The following is a 22,014-nucleotide window of genomic DNA, read 5'->3' as shown; positions in this document are numbered from 1 at the left end:
GTAGAAAATTTTTTATCTGCCGATAGAATGACTGAAAACCAATTACATAGCGTTCATGCCGGTGGCAGATTAAATTTCCCAAACCGACATGCTGCTGCAACGTTTTGCAGCTATAGTTACCCATAACAAAACGCATCAAACATAAAAAGTGAATTGAGGGATACAAGTGGATTTAGCAACCTTAATCGGCATGTTAGGTGGTATTGGCTTCATCGTAATGGCCATGATCCTAGGGGGCGACCTCAGCATGTTCGCGGATGTTCCGTCTGTACTGATCGTATTTTGCGGTAGTTTGTTTGTTGTTATGTCTCAGTTTACGCTGGGGCAATTTTTTGGCGCAGGTAAAATTGCAGCCAAAGCGTTTATGTTTAAGATTGATACGCCGGAAGAGCTTATCGAAAAAGTGGTGGAAATGGCTGATGCCGCGCGTAAAGGGGGATTCCTTGCTTTGGAAGAAGCAGAAATCGCCAATCCATTTATGCAAAAAGGCGTGGATATGCTGGTGGATGGTCACGACATCGACGTGGTACGTGAAACGCTGGCAAAAGATATCTCCATGACCACAGAACGCCACGAATTTGGGGTATCGATATTTAAAGGCTTGGGCGATATTGCGCCGGCAATGGGTATGATCGGAACCCTGATTGGACTGGTAGCCATGTTGTCTAACATGGATGATCCTAAAGCTATCGGCCCCGCGATGGCGGTAGCCTTGCTGACAACACTGTATGGTGCATTCTTGGCAAACGTTATTTGTTTGCCCATTGCCGCCAAGTTAACTAACCGGCTGGGTGAAGAGAAGCTGAATCAGTCTCTTATCCTTGATGGCATTGTAGGGATTGCGGACGGTCAGAATCCGCGCGTCATTGAAGGGATTCTGAAAAACTATCTGGCGGCGAGTAAGCGCAATGCTGGCGGCGAGGATGAGTAACTAAAATGGCTGAAGAATGTCCTAAATGTCCACCCCCGGGCCTTCCTGCCTGGATGGGTACTTTTGCGGATCTGATGTCGCTGTTGATGTGCTTTTTCGTGCTGCTGCTTGCCTTTTCTGAAATGGATGTACTCAAATTCAAGCAAATTGCTGGCTCGATGAAATTTGCCTTTGGTGTACAGAATAAAATCGAAGTAAAAGATATTCCGAAAGGTACCAGCGTGATTGCCATGGAGTTTCGTCCTGGGCGCCCCGATCCCACGCCCATCGATACCATTCAGCAGCAAACCATCGATATGACCCAACAAATGCTGGAGTTTCAGGCGGGGGACGAAGATTCCGCCGGTGGCCGGCAGAAGCAGCGTGGTACCCAGCGCGGTGGTCAGTCTCAGCAAACGTCTACTGATCAATCTGCGTCTACACAGCAAGCGGCAAACCAGGAACAAATTGCTGAAATGATGAAGAAAGTGGCCCAGCAATTACAGAAGCAAATTCTGGATGGCTCTATTGAAATGGAATCCCTTGGGCAACAAATCACTATTCGGATTCGCGAAAACGGCTCTTTTTCTGCTGGGTCTGCTTTCCTGCAACCGCAGTTTAAACCTATTATTCGAAAAATAGGCGAGATACTGGCAGACATGCCGGGTCAGATTGAAGTGTCCGGGCACAGTGACAGCCAGCAGATTTCAAATGAATTGTACCGTTCTAACTGGGATCTTTCTGCTCAGCGTGCGGTGGCGGTGGCAGAAGAAATTCGGTTAGCATCGGGGTTTGATGAATCGAGAATGTCAGTGGTGGGTAAGGCGTCTACACAGCCTTTGGTAGAACAGCCAACCACCGCCGAAGAGCGAGCGCGCAATCGCCGGGTTGAGATCAATATCAATCAGGGTGAGCCCATTCGTTCTAAGCCTATATCAGTGCTTGAACAGGCTGGCAGTTAACCTTGTTCACTCCTTTGTTTAAAAACAAAATGGCCCATTAACGGGCCATTTGTGCTTCAAAGCGGGGTTTGCTTAACACCAACTGCACGGTGCTGATGGTGCGTTCGAGAAAGCCGCCTTCGCAGTATTTCAGGTAATACTCCCACATCCGGGCAAAGCGGTCATCATAGCCGTGCTTAGCCAGCGCTGGACGGGCAGCACTAAACGCCTCAAACCAGTCTCTGAGCGTTGCAGCGTAATCCAGACCAATGTCGTGTAAGTCCCTAATAGACAAGTCACTGGCGCGTTTAATGTGATCGTTCAGAGTCAATTGTGAGGGCAGAAAGCCACCAGGAAAGATGTGCTTCTGTATAAAATCCACGCCTTTTTGGTAGGTGTCGTAGCGACGGTCATCAATGATGATGGATTGCAGTAACATCAACCCATCGGGTTTGAGCAAACTGGCGCATTTGCTGAAAAACTGGTTTAAGTAAGGTTTGCCCACCGCTTCAATCATTTCAATCGATACCAGTTTGGAATATGTCCCTTCCAACAGACGGTAGTCTTTTTTCAAAAGCGTAACCTGACGCTCAAGGCCTTCTTTTTTCACCCATTCAGTGGCATAAGCGTATTGTTCCTCAGAAATGGTCGTGGTGGTTACCTTACAGCCGTAGTGTTTGGCCGCAAACACGGCCAGACCACCCCAACCGGTACCGATTTCAATAAGATGGTCAGATTCAGTAAGTTGTAGTTTGTCGCAGATGGTTTTTAATTTGTGCTGCTGCGCTTGGGCGAGCGACGCATTGGGGTCTGGGTAAATAGCTGATGAATACATCATGCTTTCGTCAAGGAAATGAGTATAGAGTGTATTACCCAGATCGTAGTGCGCTGCAATATTCTTTTTAGCCTGATCATGCGTATTCCGACGTTTCAAATGCATGATTTTGTCCAATGGAAATGTTAACCAGCTGAAACGGGATTCCCAGCGGTCAAGGGTGGGCAGGTTGCGGGCAAATAACCGAATAACATTGGTTAACTCCGGACTGCTCCACATGCCATCTGTGTAGGTTTCACCCGAAGCAACGCTGCCGCCAAACAGTAACTTTTTGTATGTTTTTGGCGAATGTATATTCACTTCCGCGTGCAAATCGCTGCTGCTGTTTCCGCACTGAGCAATAACCACATCGTTTTCTTTAATAACAAGATAGCCCTCCGGCAGAGTTTGCATTAAAGAAATAAATATTTGACGACATGTTTTATCGAACGATGAAAACGAAAGTGTTGGGTAAAGAGCTGATTCACTGTTGGCCATGGTTTATTCCTGACTATTTATCGGATATGAATATACTGGCGTACGCTTTATCCATAGTTTAGCAGCTTGCCAGTAGATTCCGACGACAGTTCTGAGTGTCATATTCGGTATAGATTTGATTACGTTCAAAATTGAATTTGAGTTCAATGGCTGATGCACTAAATGCATCATGGCGGTGAAATGTTTGTTGCCTTTATAGCAACTTAACCCAACAGAGAACGACTCGGATGGCTGTTGAATGTGCCAGCGATACACCATGTCGATTGGGTTAAATGGCGATACATGAAAGGCTTTTACTGTATCGGCCTGTACTGCAAGGTCTACCAGATAGTGGTGCCGTTCATTCCATGGCGTATTGCTTACTTCTGCAAGCATATGTGTGAATGTCCCTGTTTGCCTGTTGCGTAAAAAGTAAAAGTTAACCGGGCTAAAGTACAAACCAAAATGTCTGGCCTGGCCTAATAAAAAAATATCGCCACTTAACAGATCGGGCTCATCATGCAGTTCATTGATGCGATGCAGCACCGCTTGCTTAAGTGGCAGAGTTGGATCACCAAGGTAATCGCTTCGGCGAAACTCAAATGCTGCACGACGGCAATTTGAAAACCCTTTCACAGTATGGGTCAGTTGATTCACTTCGTCCAACTGTAGCCACATCATGGCAATGCCATAGGAAAACGCGTGCTGTGTGGGCGTAAAGCGTTGATGTAATACCTTCCCGGTATACAAGGCGCTTTCCATTACAATTCCTCGCCAAATCGTTTGCAAACGTCGATCGCTGAGCGCACGCCGTCCTCGTGAAATCCGTTGTACCAGTATGCCCCGCAAAAGTGCATGTGATCAACGCCGCAGATAGTATGGCGTTTACTCTGTGCAGCAACCATGGCCTCACTGAATTGTGGATGGGCGTAGCGGTATTCACCCAACACCTTTTGCTGGTTAATTGCGGGCGAGTTCAAACTGACACAAAAGGTCTCAGGCGTAATTAAACGCTGCAGAATATTCATGTTATAGGTTACCGCAGCAGGGCGGACCTGCTCGTCTGCTGAACCCGTTAACCGGTAGTTCCAGCTAGCCCACGCCAATTGGCGGTCGGGAAGTTGTTTGGTGTCTGTGTGCAGCACCACATCGTTTTCGGCATAGGGAATAGCGCCAAGTACCGCTTTTTGGGCGTCCGAAGGTTCAGCAAGCATACGTAACGCCTGGTCGCTGTGGCAGGCAAACACAACTTCATCGAAGATGCCGGATTCGCCGTTTTCAATAGTGATATTTAAACCTTGGTCTGTGCGAGTAACTGACTTGACCGGGCTGTTTAATTTAATGCGGTCGGCAAAGCTTCGGGTGAGCGGCTCAATGTATGCTCTTGAGCCGCCTTTTATGGTGTGCCACTGCGGACGGTCTGTAATATTCAGCAAACCGTGGTTATTAAAGAACTTTAAAAAAAACGCCAGTGGAAAGGCCTTAGTCTGTTCCAGACTAGCAGACCAAATCGCCGCGCACATCGGATAGATATAATGTTCGCTGAAGCTCTCGCTAAATCCATGTTCAGCAATAAACGCCGCCAGTGTTATGCCGTCAATGGGCTTCTCAGATTCTAAAACCATTTTACAGGTTTTATTAAACCGTACGATATCGCTGACTATTCGCCAGAATTTTGGTCGCAGTACATTGCGGCGCTGTGCAAACAAAGTATTGAGGTCATGGCCGTTGTATTCAATATTGGTTTTCTCGTGGTGTACTGAAAAACTCATTTCAGTGGCCTGGTATTCTACACCCAACTGTGTCATCAACTTTATGAAATTGGGATAAGTCCAGTCGTTGAATACAATAAAGCCGGTATCGATGGCGTAGGTTTGGCCATTCACCGATACATCTTTAGTGGCGGTATGGCCGCCGATGTAGTCGTTAGCCTCAAATACCGTGATGTCGTGCTGTCGGTTGAGCAGATAGGCGCAGGTTAGGCCAGAGATGCCAGTGCCAATTATTGCTATGCGTTTTGCCATGAATATGTCGCCGTTATTGTTGTAATTTGGATGCAATCCAGCGTTTAACGCGCTGGGGTAAATGGCTAAGCGTTCGCAGAATTAAGCCAAATACCGTGGGAAAATAAATCGCCTGTTGCCTGGCTTCTATGCATTTCAATAGTGTTACCGCTGCTTCACTTGCTGTAATTTTCATCGGCATTTCAAAGTCATTTTTGTCGGTAAGTGGTGTTTCGACAAACCCGGGCGACACACTCTGTACAATAATGCCTTTATCTTTTAAATCCACACTCAGACTTTGCGATAAGTAGTGCACTGCCGCTTTACTTGCGCCGTAGGCTTCACTGCGCGTAAAAGGCAATAATCTGGCCATCGAATCGATGATCACCAGTTGGTGCCCTCTTTGACATTGTGGAAGCAGAGCATGAATGCAGTTTACGATGCCGAAAAAATTCACGTCAAACACGCGTCGGAACATGGCTGGTTCAAACACTGGTAAATCTACATACTCGCAGGTGCCTGCGTTTAATACCGCGATATCAAACGCAACAGACGACAATGCCTGGTTGGTTTGATCTGTATTGGTTACATCAAATTGCAGTGTGTTTATATTATTTTCGGCACTGAGTTCGGCCAGCACCTGTGGATTTCTGCCGCAGGCAATAACGCAGTAACCACTGCGCGCTGCATAAAGGGCAAAGGCTTTTCCTATGCCGGACGTGGCACCCGTAACCAGAATTGTTTTCATTTTGTCAGTCGCTTTTTGATATAGAGGATCACACGCTTCAGAATGGGGATGTGTTCGTAAACCATTTCCCCCATATCGTAGTAATCTCTGTGGTAAATCACCCGCTCGTTTTTCAATTTAAGTAGTGATACCCCGTCGACGTGAATAGGTGAATTTGCGTTATTTAGGACTAAGTGCATAGTCCATTCAACTATCGCATCATACTCAGACTGTTGTGCAGCAAATTCAGCAAAATGGTGGATCTCGAAACGACATTCTCGGGTGGAATCCAGCAAGTGACCAAAATAGCGTTTAACACTTTCAATTCCTGTATGCGTTGCTATCGGATCTTTAAACACTGTCTCTGGGTGATATATGGTATCCAGATCGTCAATGTCGACGTTCGCAAGGTCAGCATAGAATTGAGTGAAGCGTGTTTGGAATGACATGACTTAATCACTTGAAATGTTTGCCTTTAATACATGCTTTAAACAGTAGCAGATCACTTTTTTTATCGCATACGAATTCTTTCTGCAATTGTGTGATATTTTAAGGCAAAAGCAGATCCAAACCGTTCAATAGTTCGTAAAAGCGGCAACAAACTAACGTTTCTAAGGCCTATGCAATACCACAATATTCCCTTGTTCCCGTTATCTGCGCATCTGTTGCCTGGTGGACACATGGCATTGCGAATTTTTGAGCCTCGCTATGTTCGCATGGTAAAAGAAGCCTGCGCGAATAACGGCTTTTTCGTACTGTGCATGCTCAACTCCCGGGGTGATCAGGCATCGAATAATCACATTTTTCCCATCGGTACATTGTGCAAGATCGTTGACTTCGATTTACTGGACGATGGGTTGCTTGGCATTAAAGTAGAAGGCTTGTGTTGTGTGAGTGTCCAAAGCGTGCAGACGCAGGCCGATGGTCTTCGTATTGGCGAATGTGCAGAGATCAACGACTGGCGATGCGCAATTGAAGAAGAAAAAATAACACCGCTTCGCAACAAGCTTGAATTGATTTACGATAGATATCCGGAAATAGCCCGGCTGTATCCAGAACTAAAGTTTAGCGATCCCATCTGGGTTATTTACCGCTGGTTAGAATTACTGCCCGTTGACGCTGCGAATAAACAGGCGTTTTTAGGCGAGAAAAATTGCGATAAAGTGCTAAATTATATTTGTGAGCTGGTTCAATAAAATTATGTGATCTTTTTATTGCACCTGTCAGTAAAAATACCATAGTCGTAATTTGCTGACAGGAACATATATGCTTGTTGGAATTCCATTGGAACATGAAAATAGTGCGATAGAGCCAAAAGAGTGTGCGGTAGAAATGTCGCAGTATCTCATTAAGGTTGCCGAGACGCGATGCAAGGCTTCTTTTTCCCGTGTTTTTGGGTATTTCGCCCCGCGCCTGCGTTCGTATGCACTTAGACAGTTAGGCAATGAAGCGCTGGCAATGGAGTTAGTGCAGGACACAATGTCCAATGTGTGGCAAAAAGCGCATTTATTTGATTCTGAAAAAGGGTCGCCTTCAACCTGGATTTTTACCATTGCCAGAAATATTCGTTTCGATATGCTACGGAAACTGCAGAGCCGAAAAGAAGACATTTGCGCTGATGATTTGTGGCCTGTGTTGTGCGAGCAAACACCCGATCAAAATGAAACCAGTCTGGATGAGCAGGTTACACTGGACCAGATAGAACTTTTATTTAACGAGTTGCCGGAAAAGCAAAAAGTGGTGATTCAGGCAATTTACATCGATGGCAAATCGCAGCAGGAAATTGCTGACGAGCTGGACATTCCGTTGGGTACAGTTAAATCACGCACCCGATTGGCATTGCAACGATTAAAAGGTATGTTGAGCGAATATGATTAAGTTTCATCCAACCCCCGAACATTTACAGCAGTTTGTTAAGGGAACCTTGTCTCCGGTCGAGTCGCTCATGATATCTGCCCACTGTGATATGTGCGCTCGCTGTCAAAGCCGGGTCGAGATGATGACTGCAGATTATGCCAACACTGAAATAGAACAAGCAGTGCAAAGCTATGATCCAGACTTCGATGCAATGCTGGCAAGCATCACACAGCAGCCCGCAGCAGAACGTGCATCGCAAATTAAGGCGCGCAGGAATTCAACGGCTATTGAACTCGACGGTAAAACTTTTGAATTGCCCAAAACACTGCATCGCTTGGTAAAGAAGAAGGGCAACTGGTCTTCTTTAGTGGGTAAATTGTGGCAAGCACCTGTAGATCTTGGTATCGACGGCGTAGCTAACTTTATCTATATCGAAAAGGGCGGCACGGTACCCGAACATACTCATAGAGGCTCTGAGATGACGTTAGTGATTAACGGCGAATTTTCAGATGGTTTAAACGATTATGATTCTGGCGACTTAATATACATGACAGGCGATCATACCCATGCGCCTCGATCTGACGCACCAGAGGGGTGTTTGGTGTTCAGTATTGTCGACCAGCCACTGCATTTTACCTCGGGTCTGGCGCGGTTGTTGAACCCGTTCAGCCATCTTTTTTTCCGGTAAACCAGTGTATAACGCACTGGTTTGCTGCTGTATTTAAGCCTTCCTCTTAAAAACAACTCCGTTGTTTACTAGGGCGTGTTGATCTTTGCTGTGTTAATTTTGTTCGTTCTAGGTGTTCAGCGATCGCGGCGCATGTTCGCAGGTGCAGTGGTTCTGAATCAAGAGCATGCAACAAAGAGCGGTGGACACCTGGAGCGAACCCTTCGGGCAGCGCCTGTCCAACATTTCTACTGCTTCAGCCCAAGTTCATGTAGTTGACTACACTTCACTTGCGCTTCATTGTATAAACGTCGCACAGACTGCTGAAAAATCATACAGCAAAGATCAACACGCCCTAGCACATTAAGTAATCAAGTTTGCGAATTTCTGCTATGCTAACAACCTGCTTGTAGTGGGTTTGTTGGCATGGTTAGCCACTTTTTATTTCAAGTTATACTCTTTTGTGCATTCCCTACAGTGTTATCACTGGAGAAGAATCCGCATATTCGTCGCGTTTCGCTGTATATATATGTCAGCCTGGTCTTGTTAATGGGCGGGTTTCTTGGCGCTGTTTTTTCAATAGAACTCTTCAATAGCATAAAGTTATCTGGCGGCACCATTGCGTATGGTGGCTTTATGATGGCATGTGTGCTCCTGACTTTTTTAGAGCGCGATGTGTTTATTTTGCAGAATATTATGCGACTGGTATTCACCGTTGGTATTTTTAAAGTGCTGTTGTTTGCCATTGTGGTGAAAACCCTTCAGGCCGACCGGGTGATCAATGCGTTAGATGTACCTGATACCTTGTTCGAATTGTCGATTCCGTTAATTATTTTGGGTGCAGTGCTTATCATCATTGAGCTCTATCTGCTGATTTTTATGTTTGACCGTTTCAAATATAAAATTAAAGGGCACGCAATGTTGAGCCTGGCATACAGCTTGAGCTTTATATTGGTAATTATAGCTGATGGTATTCTGTTTCCTCTGTTGGCGTTTGGTGTACAAAGCGAAACCTTTGAACTCATTATTGGCAATTTCAGTGGCAAGGTACTCATAGGCTGCACCTATGGGCTGTTCTTATTTACATTTTTACTGCTTAGCCGCCAACGCATGGAAAGAGTGGTGCAAGAGCCTTTATTAGACTGGAACCTCTTGCTTACGAGCGGTAAAGACATAGTTGAAAAAATGGACCGGCGCGAACAGCAATTGAGACAGGCAAAAACCGTGTTCGAAACCAGTCGTGAAGGTATTGCCATTTTGAATATGGATTTTGCTGTTGTGGACGCTAATTGTGCGCTTGTTAATATGGTTAATCCTGTGTCTGCTGACCAGGGCGTACTGCGTAATGAGAAGTTACTGGAACGATTTTTATCGCCGGAAACAGGAAAAATTGCGCAACAAACTCTGCAATCTGGTGAGAGTTGGAGTGGAGAGATTCACTGGTCTTCACCAGAGATGCGGCGTTATGGCATGCTCAATCTGGTGCCAGTAATCGATAGAATTGGCGGTATATCCCATTTTACGCTTTCGCTGACTGAGATCTCTGAACTGGTGCATGCCCGGGAAGAGTTACGCTTTCTGGCGAATCATGATGTGTTAACAGCGCTGCCGAATCGGCGTCAGTTACACAATGTGCTGGCTAAAGATCTGCAGCCGTTCAGTGGCGGGATATGCAAAGCGTTACTCATTGTTGATTTAGATAACTTTAAACAAATCAATGACAGTTTTGGCCATGTTGCTGGTGATGAATTACTACTGGATTTTACGCACAGACTATCATTCTGCTTACTGGGTAAAGGCCGTCTGTTTCGTATTGGTGGCGATGAGTTTGCCATCTGGACCCATTCCTTGTCGTCAGTGGATCATGCTCAGGAACTGGCAGAGGCCGTACGTCGCGAGGCAAGCAAACCTTTCAGATTAGACGAGCAAAACCTGGTGCCCCTTAATTGTTGTATTGGCATCAGTGTATATCCTCAGCATGCGAAGGATGTTAAGACGATATATCAACAAGCTGACACGGCGCTCTATTGGGCTAAAGGGCTCGGCAAGGGCAATATCAAACTTTACAAGCAAGGCATGACAGACTCACGGCGCCAATCCCTGCAACTTGAAACTGCGCTTCGTGAGGCGTTAACCGAGAATGAAATTGAAGTGTATTGGCAGCCACAAATTTCGTTGCATGCTAACCATATTACCGGCGCAGAAGTGTTAGCCCGATGGCAGAGCAAAGCACTGGGATGGATAACGCCGGATATCTTTATCCCGGTAGCTGAAAGTGCTGGCTTAATGAGTGCCCTTACCCGGGTGGTATTTGCAAAGGCCTGTGAAGCGCTTATTCAGATGCCAGCTGCGCTGAGAGATAAACTAATTATTGCAGTCAATCTATCGGCCAGGGATATGTCAGATTCATTACTTCTTAGTGATCTTTTGAATCTATTAACTGCTCACGGGCTGGTTGCCACGCAATTTGAGCTGGAGTTAACAGAGAATGCATTGTTGGATATGGATACGCAATCGCTAACTAGTTTTAAACAGGCGGGTTTTTCGTTGGCCTTGGATGACTTTGGTACGGGGTATTCTTCATTGGCCTATCTAAACACGTTGCCCTTTGATGTATTGAAAATTGATAAAAGTTTTATCGCTCAAATCCCCAAGGAATCATCAAGTTGCGCACTCACGCGAAGTATTATTCAAATGGGCAGGGAACTGGGTTGTGAAATTGTAGCCGAGGGGGTTGAAACAACAGAACAGGCCGCGTTTCTGGCTGCTGAGCAATGCCAGAAGGTACAGGGATTTTTGTACAGCAAGCCTTTGCCAGTGGGAGAGTTCATTGAATTTTGCAGGTTATACCCTGTGCGCGAATAATTGCCTGGCTCAATTGCATAGAGTTCTATGATTTGTTTTTGAAAACAAACGGTTCTTATAGCAGAAGCAAAAACGCCCTGGCGAGAATCGACAGGGCGTTTGTAATGGGGAAATTAGCAATAATTAACCAATAAACTCACTGTTCGGGAAGTTGAGTTTTAAGGTTTTCATAGCATTATCTTTAAGATCTGTCAGTTTCAACTGATCATAGCATTCCACCATAATCTCCAACGCCTGTTGCACCTGGTTAGAATCCGGGTAATTCTCAAGAATATATTTTCCACGGTTTGCAGCGGCAATATAGGCTTCTCTGCGCATATAGAAGCGGGCAATCGCCACCTCGTATTTAGCCAGGCGATTCTTAATGTAAACCATGCGCTGACGGGCGTCGGAGGCATACTTGCTGTCGGGATACTGCTGAATCAGCCTGCGGAAATCATCAAACGCTTGCTTAGACTTAGTGGGATCGCGATCGGTATTATCTATACCTACCAATTCCTGGAACAAGTTATTGTCGGCTTCCATATTGGTTAAGCCGCGCATATAAAAGGCATAATCCACGTCTGCATGATTCGGGTTCAACCGAATGAATCGATCGATGGTGGCCAGCGTTTGATCGGCCTTACCGGATTTGTAATAACTGAATATTAAATCGAGCTGTACCTGATGAGACAACGGGCCAAACGGAAAGCGCGAATCCAGAGCGCTTAACGAAGCTGCTGCTGCAGCAAAGTTGCCGTTTTCCATACTTTCACGTGCTCTGTCGTACAGAGATTGCGCATCCAGGTTCGCGTTGACCACCTGCTCTTCTTTATCTGAAGACGAACATCCAGCCAGGCTAACAATGGCGCCCAGCATCAGTGGTGCAATACAACGGGTAATTTTCATAGTACTTCTTTTTCCTGATCCGTTTTATTCGCTACTGCATTGCGTACAGTAAATTTTCGGTATTTTAACGCACTTGCACGCAAACACCACATAAACACCAAAAGAAAACCGCCAAGTGCGGTAAACCTTGTTATAATCTGCACTTTGCGTTCCTGTTTTAGGCGGTTATGGTACAACAAAGTTCACAAATTTCATTATCAGCGAATACTGAATTTCAACATTTTGGTATGCGGTTAGATCAGGTTGTTGCTGATTTGTTCCCCGATTATTCACGATCAAAGCTAAAAGAATGGATTTTAGCCGGGAATGTGTCGATTAACGGCGTGCCTTGCACTGTGCCGCGTCAAAAAATGACCGGTGACGAAGTGATTTCGGTAGAGGCCGAAATCGAGCAGCAGGTAGTGAATGAAGCTCAGCCCATTGAGCTCGATATCGTGTACGAAGATGACGATATTCTGATCATTAACAAGCCAACTGATTTGGTTGTGCATCCTGGTGCGGGCAATCACGATGGTACCTTGCTTAATGCTTTACTCGCGCACGTACCGGGGATCGACAAAATACCGCGGGCCGGCATTGTTCACCGACTGGATAAAGACACAACGGGTTTGATGGTTGTTGCTAAAACGCTACCAGCGCAAACGCACCTGGTGGATCAGTTGCAGTCAAGGGTAATGAGCCGAGAGTATGAGGCCCTGGTAATGGGCACTATGGTAGCGGGTGGGTTTGTGGATGCCCCAATTGGGCGACACGCAACCAAGCGCACTCTCATGGCTGTTCGGGAAATGGGTAAACCTGCGGTAACGCATTATCGTGTCATCGAAAAGTTTCGCATGCATACTCATTTGAGATTAAAGCTGGAAACCGGTCGTACCCACCAGATCCGCGTGCATATGGCGCACATTAAACATCCATTGGTGGGTGATCCTGCTTATGGCGGGCGATTGCGTTTACCCAAAGGCGCAAGTGAAAGTTTTGCCGATACTTTGCGGGGTTTTAATCGCCAGGCACTGCATGCAGCCCAGCTTTCGCTGTATCACCCAAGTACAGATGAGTGGATGACCTGGCAGGCACCGCTTCCGCAAGATATGGTTAATTTGATTGCTTCGGTTAGAGAAGACACCAAAATCTATGGTATCGATGAATTCTAAGCTGAACAGTCAAACACCGCTGGTTTTCCCGCAATGGCAAACGCCCCGTGGCGTGGTTGCCTATTGTACTACCCGTATTGGCGGTGCAAGCCTTGCGCCGTTTGATTCGATGAATGTAGGAAACCACGTCGGCGACAGTGCCGACGCGGTAAGCAAAAATCGTGGTTTGTTACCGTTTGCAGATCGGATCCACTGGCTTAATCAAACGCATAGCAGTGCTGTGATTGAATTGCCATCGGTTCAGCATGACGGCGACGCCGCGATTGCCCGGGATAGCCAATCGTTTTGTGCGGTAATGACCGCCGATTGTGTGCCTGTGTTATTATGCGATAACAACGCTACCGTTGTTGCTGCCATTCATGCAGGATGGAGAGGGCTCGCACAGGGAATTATTAGCAATACCATTAATGCTATGAATGTTGAGCCTGGCGTGTTGCAAGCCTGGATTGGGCCGGCGATCAGTGCGCACTGCTATGAGGTGGATATCAGCATGGCTGGTCACTTTACTGAATTTTCCGACGCTATCCTGCCGCACCACAAATCAACGAAATGTTACCTGGATTTGCCACGTATTGCCCAGTTGCAGTGTGAACAGGCAGGGGTAGGGCATATTTCGCTGTCACAGCTATGTACTTATCAACAATCTTCTCTTTTCTTTTCTCATCGCCGGGCATGTCATGCAGGTGAATCCCAAACGGGACGAATTGTCAGCGTTATCGGGCTGTCAGCTTCGTTTTAGTCAGCCCTAAAAAATTTGCGCTAGCGCAATAAATTGCCGTATTTTTGCGCAGTCAGCTTGAATCTTGTTTCTGTCATACCCATAAATGAAGCAAGGTTTTTTACGCACTGTTAAAGAGGTTTTATGCGTTTAGACAGATTTACCAGCAAGTTCCAGATTGCGATCTCTGATGCGCAGTCTCTTGCATTGGGCAGAGATCATCAGTTCATCGAGCCAGTACATTTAATGACCGCATTACTGAATCAACAGGGTGGTTCGGTGCGTTTATTACTGGACTCGGCCAATATTAACGTTAATGCGCTGCGTTCAGCCCTTGCTGAAGCTATTGATCGCCTGCCAAGAGTAGATGGCATCGGTGGTGATGTTCAGTTGGGTAAAGAATCAGTAGTGCTGCTAAACCTGTGCGACAAGATTGCACAGCAACGCAAAGACGATTACATCACGTCTGAAATCTTTGTTCTGGCCGCCATTCAGGATAAAGGCCGGCTCGGCGATATGCTTAAGTCGCTGGGGATCACAAAAGAAAAAATTGAAAAAGCCATTGATACGATGCGTGGTGGTCAGAAGGTAACCGACCCGAACGCGGAAGACGTGCGCCAGGCTTTGGAAAAATTTACCACAGACCTCACCGAACGAGCCGAGCAAGGTAAGTTAGATCCGGTAATCGGCCGCGATGATGAGATACGCAGAACGATTCAGGTACTACAGCGCCGTACTAAGAATAATCCGGTGCTGATTGGTGAGCCTGGTGTGGGTAAAACGGCCATTGTGGAAGGGTTAGCACAACGGATCATTAATGGTGAAGTGCCAGAGGGACTAAAGAACAAGCGCGTGTTGTCACTCGATATGGGCGCGCTGGTAGCCGGTGCTAAATACCGGGGTGAGTTTGAAGAACGTTTAAAAGCGGTATTGAATGAACTCTCTAAGGAAGAAGGCCGGGTTATTTTGTTCATCGACGAACTTCACACAATGGTGGGGGCGGGTAAATCAGACGGTGCGATGGATGCAGGCAACATGTTGAAACCCGCACTGGCGCGTGGCGAATTACACTGCGTAGGCGCAACGACACTGGATGAATATCGCCAATACATTGAAAAAGACGCGGCGCTGGAGCGCCGTTTCCAGAAAGTGCTGGTAAATGAACCAAGTGTTGAAGACACTATTGCTATTCTGCGTGGCTTGAAAGAGCGTTATGAACTTCACCATTCAGTAGACATTACCGATCCGGCCATTGTAGCAGCCGCGACCTTGTCTCATCGCTACATCAGCGATCGCCAGTTACCTGATAAAGCCATTGATTTGATTGACGAAGCTGCCTCAAGCATTCGCTTGCAAATTGACTCCAAGCCAGAAGAAATGGATCGTCTGGAACGTAGAATTATCCAGTGGAAGCTGGAAGAACAAGCGCTTGCCAAAGAAACCGACGATGCCAGCCATAAGCGGTTAGAAATGATCGAACTGGAGCGTGAACAGGCTGAGCTGAAGTTTTCGGAACTGGAGAAAATCTGGAAAGACGAAAAAGAAGCCATGCAGGGCACGCAATCCATTAAATCTGAATTGGAACAAGCCAAGCTGGATTTAGAAATTGCGCGTCGTGCGTCTGATTTAAATCGCATGTCTGAGTTGCAGTATGGCCGTATTCCCGAGTTAGAAATGAAGCTCGAGAAAGCCGCAGAAAACGAAACCCGCGAAACCTTGTTGTTAAAGAATAAAGTAACGGATGCGGAAATTGCCGAGGTACTGTCTAAATGGACTGGCATACCGGTAGCCAAAATGCTCGAAGGTGAGCGCGACAAGTTGCTTCGCATGGAAGACGTGCTGCACAAACGCGTAGTCGGACAGCAAGAAGCAGTAACCGCTGTATCGAATGCCATTCGACGTTCACGGGCAGGTCTCGCTGATCCGAATCGCCCAATCGGTTCGTTCCTCTTCCTGGGGCCAACCGGGGTAGGTAAAACTGAACTGTGTAAGTCACTTGCGGGTTTTATGTTCGATACTGAAGATGCCATGATCCGCATTGATATGTCTGAATTTATGGAGAAGCACTCTGTTGCAAGACTAGTTGGTGCGCCTCCTGGTTATGTAGGTTACGAAGAAGGTGGGTATCTTACCGAAGCCGTACGTCGCAAGCCGTACTCAGTTATTCTGTTGGATGAAGTTGAAAAAGCGCATCCGGACGTGTTTAATATTCTGCTTCAGGTGCTGGATGACGGGCGTTTAACCGATGGACAAGGACGCACGGTCGATTTTAAAAATACTGTTGTGATCATGACCTCTAATTTAGGCTCGGATATCATTCAGGACAAGCATCAGGAAAGTCAGTACGACGAAATGAAGTCGATGGTAATGAGCGTAGTAGGGCAGCATTTCCGGCCTGAGTTTATTAACCGGGTTGATGACATCGTGGTATTCCACCCGCTGGGTAAAGAGCAGATTAAGTCGATTGCTAAAATCCAGTTGGCGTCACTACGGGCACGTTTAGCTGATAAAGGCTACAAACTGGAATTGTCAGCGTCGGCCATGGATAAACTTGCCGATGCCGGATTCGATCCGGTATTTGGTGCAAGACCGCTGAAACGGGCTATTCAAACCCAGATTGAAAACCCGCTGGCCCAGCAATTATTAGCAGGGACAATAATGCCAGAATCTACTATTCGAATAGATGTAGATGGCGATAACCTGCTGATTATCTGATCCATTCAGGGCTCAAAATAAAAACGCCGGCGTACTCAAGCCGGCGTTTTCGTTTTTATAACAATACTATCTGATTGACTCAAGCAGCTCACGGGCCTTTTGCCGGTTGTAAAACGGGCGATTCACTTCTACTGCCTGAGTAAGCTCTTCAATCGCTTCTTCGTATCTGTCCAGTTTAACCAACGCGTATCCAATGTGATAACGAATTTCAGGATTGTTAGCATCTCGGGCAAAGGCACGACGCAACAATCCAAGTCCTTCTTCCAGCTTATTTGTTTGCACTAAAATCCATCCATAGGTATCCAGAATATCCGGGCTGCTTTCATTCAGCTCAAATGCTTGTTTAATATAGGTTTCAGCCTGATTGAGGTTGCTGTCTAACTGCATGATCGCAAGTTTATTCAGCACTTCTGCTTTATTAAAGGTAGTTTCCTGCTCAAGTAACTGATTGTACAGAATGGATGCTTGTTCAAAATTTTGCTGTATGAAATGGAACTGCGCCAGTAGATTTGTCGCCAGTACATTTTTAGGCGAGGCAGCTATTACTTTTTCCGCTTCGGTAACAAACGTTTGTTTATCATTCCCTATAATCGCAAGGTTATGCAGCATTAACAGCGCTTTATGGAAGTTTCTGTCTAATTCCAATGCGCGTTTTAAACTTGCTGTGGCTTTATCCCGTGATTCAGTTGCATCGTCATACATGGCCTGAATTAACCAGTAATTGGGGTTGTCTTTGTTGTCCTTTGCCAGGGCAACAAGCATGGATTTGGCCGTCTCCAGTTCCCGCGTTTGAATATGCAGGCGAATCTTATCAAGTTTAATTGCTGTGCTGTCCGGAGCGAGTTCAATTGCGCGTTGCAGAGAAGCTAACGCAGCTTCGTTATCACCAACAGCCTGTTGAAGCTGACTCTGCTGAATTAAGAATTCAATAGAGTTTTGCGTAAAGTGCGTAACGATAGACAGGGTCTTTTGTGCTTCCAGTACATTGCGCTTCTGAATGTACACTGACGCCTTAAACAACAGGTACTCAGGATTATCGAAGTCCTCAACCAACAAGCGATCCACATGATAAATAGCCTGATCAAAGTCTCTGATACGCTCATGCAATTTAGCTAATTCATACCTTGCATAACTGTAACCGGTGTTGAGCACCAATATGTCGTTGTATAGGTTTATTGCTTTTTCTATGTTGTTAAGTTCAACAAGATTATGCGCCTTTAACAGCAACGTTTGTGGATGCTTTGGTGACAGAGAAAGCAATTCCTCAATTAATGCATTTGAACCTTCAAAGTCACGCTTTCTGCTTAAAATTGCGGCGCGGTTAAACTTGCCTGCAAATAACGTTGGATCTTTATCGAGGGCTAGCGATAACACATCCAGTGCTTCGTCGTAGCGTTTCAATCGAATGAGAATACCGGCTTTTAAGTTCAGAAACTCCGGTTCTTCCGGATAAATAGCCAGCATGGCTTCTGCGCCTTGCAGCGCATCCAGTTCCTGTTCGGCTTGTAATTTCATCATGCTGTAAGTAAACAGGAAGGTAATATTTTTACTGTTCTGTGGGTAATTCTGATCCAGATAAGCGAGCGCTTCCTGTTGTTTACCCCTTGCTGCCATTAAGCGTATCTGAAAGAGTTTTACCTTGGAGTCGGTTGGATATTTGTCTACCAGATCGTCAACTAACTTTTGTGCTTTAAACGCCCGGTTTTGTTTTAAATACAAATCGCCCAACAACAAAGAAGCATCCATATTGTCTAATAATTTGTCTTCGTGTTTCTCCAGCAACAGCATAGCCTGCTTGTTTTGCTGGGTAAGCAGATATGTGCGCGCCAATAACACGATGGCCTGAATATCATTCGGCTTCTTCAACAAATATTGTGAAAAGTCTTTTGCGGCTTGTTCGGTATTTCCATGGAAAAATGCGGTTAAACCACTGATGTAAAGTAACACGGGTTGCTCAGCAATGATTTCGGGTGCCAGGCTGCTCATAATTTCGTTCAATTGTTCGAGCTTTTCGTTACTAACCAGCTTTTCTTTGTCTTTACTTTCAAGCCAACTGCTCAGCAGGATCGCCAGCGGATCATTTGGCGTTTTTCCAATGATTTCATCCACGAACGCACGCGCGCTGTCGTAGTCGTTACTTTCAAGATAAATATCAGCAAGTTTGCGAAGTGTATTGGGATCTTCCGGATTTAATTTTAGCGCCCGTTGCAAACTGTCTATGGCAGTATCAAAATCGCCCTGAGCATGTGCTAACTGACCTTTTAACCGCCAACTGGTTGCATCGTCCTGAGTGGTTTCAAAGGCCTTGTCTAAAAAAGATTTTGCATCAGTGAAGCGTTCTTCAAACAAAGCAACGGAGGCAAGGCCATTTAAGCTTTGAGTATAGCCGGGCTGGATAGCCAGACTATCATTATACGCTTTTACTGCGCAGTCGAAGCGGTTCAGCCTGATACAGGCACTGGCTCTTATTTGCAGCCATTTTACTTTCTGTTCGCCAACCAATTTATCGGCTTCGGTTAAATTAATCACCTTTTCGTATTTGTTTTGGAATAGCAGCGCATTGCCAAGTGGCTCAGCCACTATGTTTATATCAGCACCCTGATCAAGTGATTCGTAAAATTCTGCTTCAGCGGCAGCTAAATAGCCGTTAATCAGCAGAATTTTTCCCATCAATATCTTCGCAGCCAGATTGTCTCCATCCTGTTTCAGGCTGTTCTTCAAATGAATAAAAGCTTCATCATATTGAGCGAGATTATAGGCTTTAAGGGCCTTTTCATAATCATCCTCTGAACTGGCCAGCAAATGGGAAGACGATAAAATACCAATGGTTAACAGTGGAACCTGAAGAATGCGCATAATTATTTGTATAGTTTTCAGATCGATGATTAAGATTGTGTACAAAAAAGGTGGCAAATGCCACCTTTAATAATAAGAACTGGGATTGTGCTGTTACGCTTGTTGCTTACGACGCCATCCAGCGTATGCGCCAGCAAGGATCAGCAGAGCAAAAGTACCTGGTGCATTTACTGGTTCTGAACCACCAGTGTTGTCATCTTTGGTTTCTTTGGTGAAGCCAATCGAAGCAAGTTTGAATGCATCGTTCTTCTTAAATCCATCAACATAGGCGAAAGCTGCGTTGTATGCACCAACCAGCCAGTACTGGGCTGTTCCAGTAGTGGTAAAAGTAGATTGAAATACATCATCACATTTTTCTATGATGAAACTACCAGCCGTGTTCGCTGCCACGAAAGACGATGCAATAGATGCCCAGGTTGAATTTCCACCAGTAAGTGCCGAAATATCGGTTAAGCCAACAGCTGTTACTTCTTGTTCAACACCATTATTTTCGGCCCAACTAAAAGTCGCACCAGTTAAAGACACTGCTTCAGAAAAAGACAACAACACCATGTCGGTATCGTCCCAATTTCCATAGTTATCTATCGCGTGATAGTCACCTACTCGGTCAAAGCTGATTTCATCAGCATTGTACATGCCATAACCGGTTGTATTGGTCGCAGAATTATACCATGGACCAGCATCAACAAAATTTGCTTCTTCAACAGTTGCATCAGTTCCTGCTGCGTCCCCAGTATCAGACCAGCCTGAAACCTTGATACCAACACCATCGATTACTACAGAACTACCAGTTGTAGTCCAGCCGTAATCAACATTTTCGCTGTTGGTAGATTCAAGGTAAAGATCATAAATGAGAGCATCACCCCAACTATCGCATACAGGCGTAGACGGTTGGCTACCACCACTTGTTGAACAGGAACTACCACCTGAACTATGGCTTCCTGTTGCCATTGCAGCACCAGATAACAGCACGCTTAGCGTACCGATATACAGTGCGGTTTTCCTAAGAGAATACCACATATACTACTTCCTCATTAAAACAACACATTCTTGCTATAGCAGTAAAGCAAAATGCGGACCAAAATAAAATATCCATAATTTACAGAAGGATAAGACGTGTTGTGTCAGTATAATTTACTGTAATGTAAAGAATATTGACAGTCCGTTGATGAGAAAGCACTTCAACATGGCGATTCCATCAGCAGTTAGTTAACGTGAATACTAAACGAACACGTGACGCTTTAAGGTATGGTGCTTAATACCCTGTTATTGTTTAACTGGCGGGGATGTAAAAATCTAAAGGCAACTCCATAAAGAGTATGGAATAATGTGACGGAATTTATCACTAGGGACCCCTATGACAGAAAGTAAACGCAAAGGTATTTATTTATTACCTAACCTGTTAACTACCGCCGGACTCTTCTCGGGCTTCTTTGCCATTGTATCTTCCATGAATGGTAAATTTGAAGCGGCAGCAGTAGCGATATTTGTAGCCATGATTTTCGATGGTCTGGATGGACGTGTTGCCAGGATCACCAATACGCAAAGTGATTTTGGTGCGGAATATGATTCTATGGCTGACATGGTGTCATTTGGTATGGCGCCTGCGTTGGTTGCTTATAACTGGGGCTTAAGTGAGCTTGGTAAGTTTGGTTGGTTTGCCGCCTTTATATATGTAGCTGGTGCAGCATTAAGACTGGCCCGATTTAACACTCAAATTGGCATTGCAGATAAGCGTTACTTCCAGGGCTTAGCCAGTCCGGCAGCCGCTGCTGTGGTGAGTGGATTTGTTTGGCTGGGTGTTGAGTACGGTATAGATGGTAACAGTATTGGTATTATTGTGGCACTTATTACCGGCCTTGCAGGGTTATTAATGGTAAGTAACTTCAAATATAACAGCTTTAAAGAAGTGAACTGGCACGGGAAAGTACCATTCGTAGCATTGTTACTCATATTGCTGGTATTTATTGTTGTAGCAACTGAACCCGCTCTTGTACTGTTTATAGTATTTGCTTTGTACGCGATGGCCGGACCAATCAATACATTTAGAACCGTCGACAAAGTGACGCTGAATGATGTGGTGGGTGATCAAATCGACGATGCCGATTTTAATAATGCTGAGTCACAAAAAGTAAAAGCAGAAAATGGCGAATCAGCTGAAAGTGAAAGTACAATAGATTCTCAAGAAAGTGCATCAGCAGTTCAGAATAAAGAAGTAAAAGGTTCATCAAACCAATAAAGTTGATTGTAAATTGAACGATGTTGGCTGATTTGTATAAAACGCGACCAAACGGTCGCGTTTTTTTATGTTTTTTTAAAATAGCTGTTGACGTTAATTTCAGGATGCGTAAAATGCGCCCCACTTCAACGGGGAACGCCGAAAAGCAACTTCCCGGCATAAAGCGAAAGCCTTATGTGAAGCGGT

Annotated in this window: 18 protein-coding genes; 10 read left to right on the top strand and 8 right to left on the bottom strand. The window is 45.5% G+C overall.

Annotation, left to right across the window (positions count from 1 at the left end):
• The first annotated feature begins 166 nt into the window (after window positions 1–166).
• Both pomA and FJ444_RS20420 read left to right on the top strand, forming a co-directional pair.
• On the top strand, window positions 167–931 hold the full coding sequence (gene pomA, locus FJ444_RS20425; protein WP_140961654.1) for a flagellar motor protein PomA: 765 nt from the start codon (window positions 167–169) through the stop codon (window positions 929–931).
• Between the two features lie 5 nt (window positions 932–936).
• A complete protein-coding gene (locus tag FJ444_RS20420; protein WP_140961652.1) occupies window positions 937–1,872 on the top strand; it encodes a flagellar motor protein MotB in 936 nt (311 codons plus the stop codon).
• A gap of 37 nt (window positions 1,873–1,909) precedes the next feature.
• Here FJ444_RS20420 and FJ444_RS20415 read toward each other — a convergent pair whose 3' ends face one another.
• The 5 genes from FJ444_RS20415 to FJ444_RS20395 are packed head-to-tail and all read right to left on the bottom strand — an operon-like array spanning window position 1,910 to window position 6,321.
• Window positions 1,910–3,163, bottom strand: coding sequence for a cyclopropane-fatty-acyl-phospholipid synthase family protein (locus tag FJ444_RS20415; RefSeq protein ID WP_140961650.1), 1,254 nt, complete (start codon window positions 3,161–3,163; stop codon window positions 1,910–1,912).
• A gap of 3 nt (window positions 3,164–3,166) precedes the next feature.
• Entirely contained in the window at window positions 3,167–3,904 is a 738-nt protein-coding gene (locus tag FJ444_RS20410) for a DUF1365 domain-containing protein (protein WP_140961648.1), read from the bottom strand.
• Window positions 3,904–5,166, bottom strand: a complete 1,263-nt coding sequence (locus tag FJ444_RS20405) for an NAD(P)/FAD-dependent oxidoreductase (protein WP_140961646.1) — start codon at window positions 5,164–5,166, stop codon at window positions 3,904–3,906. Before FJ444_RS20405 ends, FJ444_RS20410 begins: the two co-directional genes overlap by 1 nt.
• Before the next feature lie 13 nt (window positions 5,167–5,179).
• Entirely contained in the window at window positions 5,180–5,893 is a 714-nt protein-coding gene (locus FJ444_RS20400; protein WP_140961644.1) for an SDR family NAD(P)-dependent oxidoreductase, read from the bottom strand.
• The gene (locus FJ444_RS20395) at window positions 5,890–6,321 is read right to left on the bottom strand and encodes a nuclear transport factor 2 family protein (RefSeq protein WP_140961642.1); all 432 of its coding nucleotides are present in this window, start codon (window positions 6,319–6,321) and stop codon (window positions 5,890–5,892) included. Before FJ444_RS20395 ends, FJ444_RS20400 begins: the two co-directional genes overlap by 4 nt.
• Before the next feature lie 171 nt (window positions 6,322–6,492).
• Between FJ444_RS20395 and FJ444_RS20390 the strand changes: the two genes are divergently transcribed.
• The 4 genes from FJ444_RS20390 (at window position 6,493) to FJ444_RS20375 (ending at window position 11,261) form a co-directional block, all read left to right on the top strand.
• Window positions 6,493–7,068, top strand: coding sequence for an LON peptidase substrate-binding domain-containing protein (locus tag FJ444_RS20390; RefSeq protein WP_140961640.1), 576 nt, complete (start codon window positions 6,493–6,495; stop codon window positions 7,066–7,068).
• A gap of 70 nt (window positions 7,069–7,138) precedes the next feature.
• Complete coding sequence (locus tag FJ444_RS20385; RefSeq protein WP_140961638.1) at window positions 7,139–7,750, top strand: sigma-70 family RNA polymerase sigma factor; 612 nt, start codon at window positions 7,139–7,141, stop codon at window positions 7,748–7,750.
• A complete protein-coding gene (locus tag FJ444_RS20380; RefSeq protein WP_140961636.1) occupies window positions 7,743–8,417 on the top strand; it encodes a ChrR family anti-sigma-E factor in 675 nt (224 codons plus the stop codon). The genes FJ444_RS20385 and FJ444_RS20380 overlap by 8 nt, the downstream gene beginning before the upstream one ends.
• 456 nt (window positions 8,418–8,873) lie before the next feature.
• Entirely contained in the window at window positions 8,874–11,261 is a 2,388-nt protein-coding gene (locus FJ444_RS20375; RefSeq protein ID WP_181405252.1) for a bifunctional diguanylate cyclase/phosphodiesterase, read from the top strand.
• A 123-nt stretch (window positions 11,262–11,384) separates the two neighbouring features.
• On the opposite strand, the gene FJ444_RS20370 is transcribed toward FJ444_RS20375, so the two are convergent.
• The gene (locus FJ444_RS20370) at window positions 11,385–12,149 is read right to left on the bottom strand and encodes an outer membrane protein assembly factor BamD (protein ID WP_140961632.1); all 765 of its coding nucleotides are present in this window, start codon (window positions 12,147–12,149) and stop codon (window positions 11,385–11,387) included.
• Between the two features lie 167 nt (window positions 12,150–12,316).
• Here FJ444_RS20370 and rluD point away from each other — a divergent pair, with 167 nt between their 5' ends.
• The 3 genes from rluD (at window position 12,317) to clpB (ending at window position 16,733) form a co-directional block, all read left to right on the top strand.
• Complete coding sequence (gene rluD, locus FJ444_RS20365) at window positions 12,317–13,300, top strand: 23S rRNA pseudouridine(1911/1915/1917) synthase RluD (protein WP_140961630.1); 984 nt, start codon at window positions 12,317–12,319, stop codon at window positions 13,298–13,300.
• Window positions 13,290–14,039, top strand: coding sequence for a peptidoglycan editing factor PgeF (pgeF, locus tag FJ444_RS20360; protein ID WP_255439369.1), 750 nt, complete (start codon window positions 13,290–13,292; stop codon window positions 14,037–14,039). Before rluD ends, pgeF begins: the two co-directional genes overlap by 11 nt.
• A 123-nt stretch (window positions 14,040–14,162) precedes the next feature.
• Window positions 14,163–16,733 (top strand): ATP-dependent chaperone ClpB, encoded by a 2,571-nt coding sequence (clpB, locus tag FJ444_RS20355; protein WP_140961628.1) that lies wholly within the window; start codon window positions 14,163–14,165, stop codon window positions 16,731–16,733.
• A 66-nt stretch (window positions 16,734–16,799) separates the two neighbouring features.
• Here the strand turns inward: clpB and prsT are convergent, their stop codons facing one another.
• Window positions 16,800–19,589: an XrtA/PEP-CTERM system TPR-repeat protein PrsT gene (gene prsT / locus FJ444_RS20350; protein ID WP_140961626.1), complete on the bottom strand. Its 2,790-nt coding sequence runs from the start codon at window positions 19,587–19,589 to the stop codon at window positions 16,800–16,802.
• 93 nt (window positions 19,590–19,682) lie between these two features.
• Window positions 19,683–20,609 (bottom strand): exosortase-dependent surface protein XDP1, encoded by a 927-nt coding sequence (xdp1, locus tag FJ444_RS20345; protein WP_140961624.1) that lies wholly within the window; start codon window positions 20,607–20,609, stop codon window positions 19,683–19,685.
• Window positions 20,610–20,946: 337 nt separating this feature from the next.
• Here xdp1 and pssA point away from each other — a divergent pair, with 337 nt between their 5' ends.
• Window positions 20,947–21,828: a CDP-diacylglycerol--serine O-phosphatidyltransferase gene (gene pssA, locus FJ444_RS20335; protein ID WP_140961620.1), complete on the top strand. Its 882-nt coding sequence runs from the start codon at window positions 20,947–20,949 to the stop codon at window positions 21,826–21,828.
• Window positions 21,829–22,014: the final 186 nt, after the last annotated feature.

This window comes from Aestuariibacter sp. GS-14, from assembly GCF_006494365.1.
In the GTDB taxonomy this organism is placed as follows: domain Bacteria; phylum Pseudomonadota; class Gammaproteobacteria; order Enterobacterales; family Alteromonadaceae; genus Alteromonas; species Alteromonas mangrovi.
This window is presented reverse-complemented; position numbering and strand designations above follow the sequence as displayed.

Coding starts and splice junctions, on each gene's coding strand:
- FJ444_RS20410 (WP_140961648.1), bottom strand. CDS start 3,904: ATGGAAAGCGCCTTGTATACCGGGAAGGTATTACATCAACGCTTTACG.
- FJ444_RS20415 (WP_140961650.1), bottom strand. CDS start 3,163: ATGGCCAACAGTGAATCAGCTCTTTACCCAACACTTTCGTTTTCATCG.
- FJ444_RS20390 (WP_140961640.1), top strand. CDS start 6,493: ATGCAATACCACAATATTCCCTTGTTCCCGTTATCTGCGCATCTGTTG.
- rluD (WP_140961630.1), top strand. CDS start 12,317: ATGGTACAACAAAGTTCACAAATTTCATTATCAGCGAATACTGAATTT.
- FJ444_RS20385 (WP_140961638.1), top strand. CDS start 7,139: ATGCTTGTTGGAATTCCATTGGAACATGAAAATAGTGCGATAGAGCCA.
- FJ444_RS20400 (WP_140961644.1), bottom strand. CDS start 5,893: ATGAAAACAATTCTGGTTACGGGTGCCACGTCCGGCATAGGAAAAGCC.
- xdp1 (WP_140961624.1), bottom strand. CDS start 20,609: ATGTGGTATTCTCTTAGGAAAACCGCACTGTATATCGGTACGCTAAGC.
- FJ444_RS20380 (WP_140961636.1), top strand. CDS start 7,743: ATGATTAAGTTTCATCCAACCCCCGAACATTTACAGCAGTTTGTTAAG.
- pgeF (WP_255439369.1), top strand. CDS start 13,290: ATGAATTCTAAGCTGAACAGTCAAACACCGCTGGTTTTCCCGCAATGG.
- FJ444_RS20370 (WP_140961632.1), bottom strand. CDS start 12,149: ATGAAAATTACCCGTTGTATTGCACCACTGATGCTGGGCGCCATTGTT.
- pssA (WP_140961620.1), top strand. CDS start 20,947: ATGACAGAAAGTAAACGCAAAGGTATTTATTTATTACCTAACCTGTTA.
- prsT (WP_140961626.1), bottom strand. CDS start 19,589: ATGCGCATTCTTCAGGTTCCACTGTTAACCATTGGTATTTTATCGTCT.
- FJ444_RS20395 (WP_140961642.1), bottom strand. CDS start 6,321: ATGTCATTCCAAACACGCTTCACTCAATTCTATGCTGACCTTGCGAAC.
- FJ444_RS20405 (WP_140961646.1), bottom strand. CDS start 5,166: ATGGCAAAACGCATAGCAATAATTGGCACTGGCATCTCTGGCCTAACC.
- FJ444_RS20420 (WP_140961652.1), top strand. CDS start 937: ATGGCTGAAGAATGTCCTAAATGTCCACCCCCGGGCCTTCCTGCCTGG.
- clpB (WP_140961628.1), top strand. CDS start 14,163: ATGCGTTTAGACAGATTTACCAGCAAGTTCCAGATTGCGATCTCTGAT.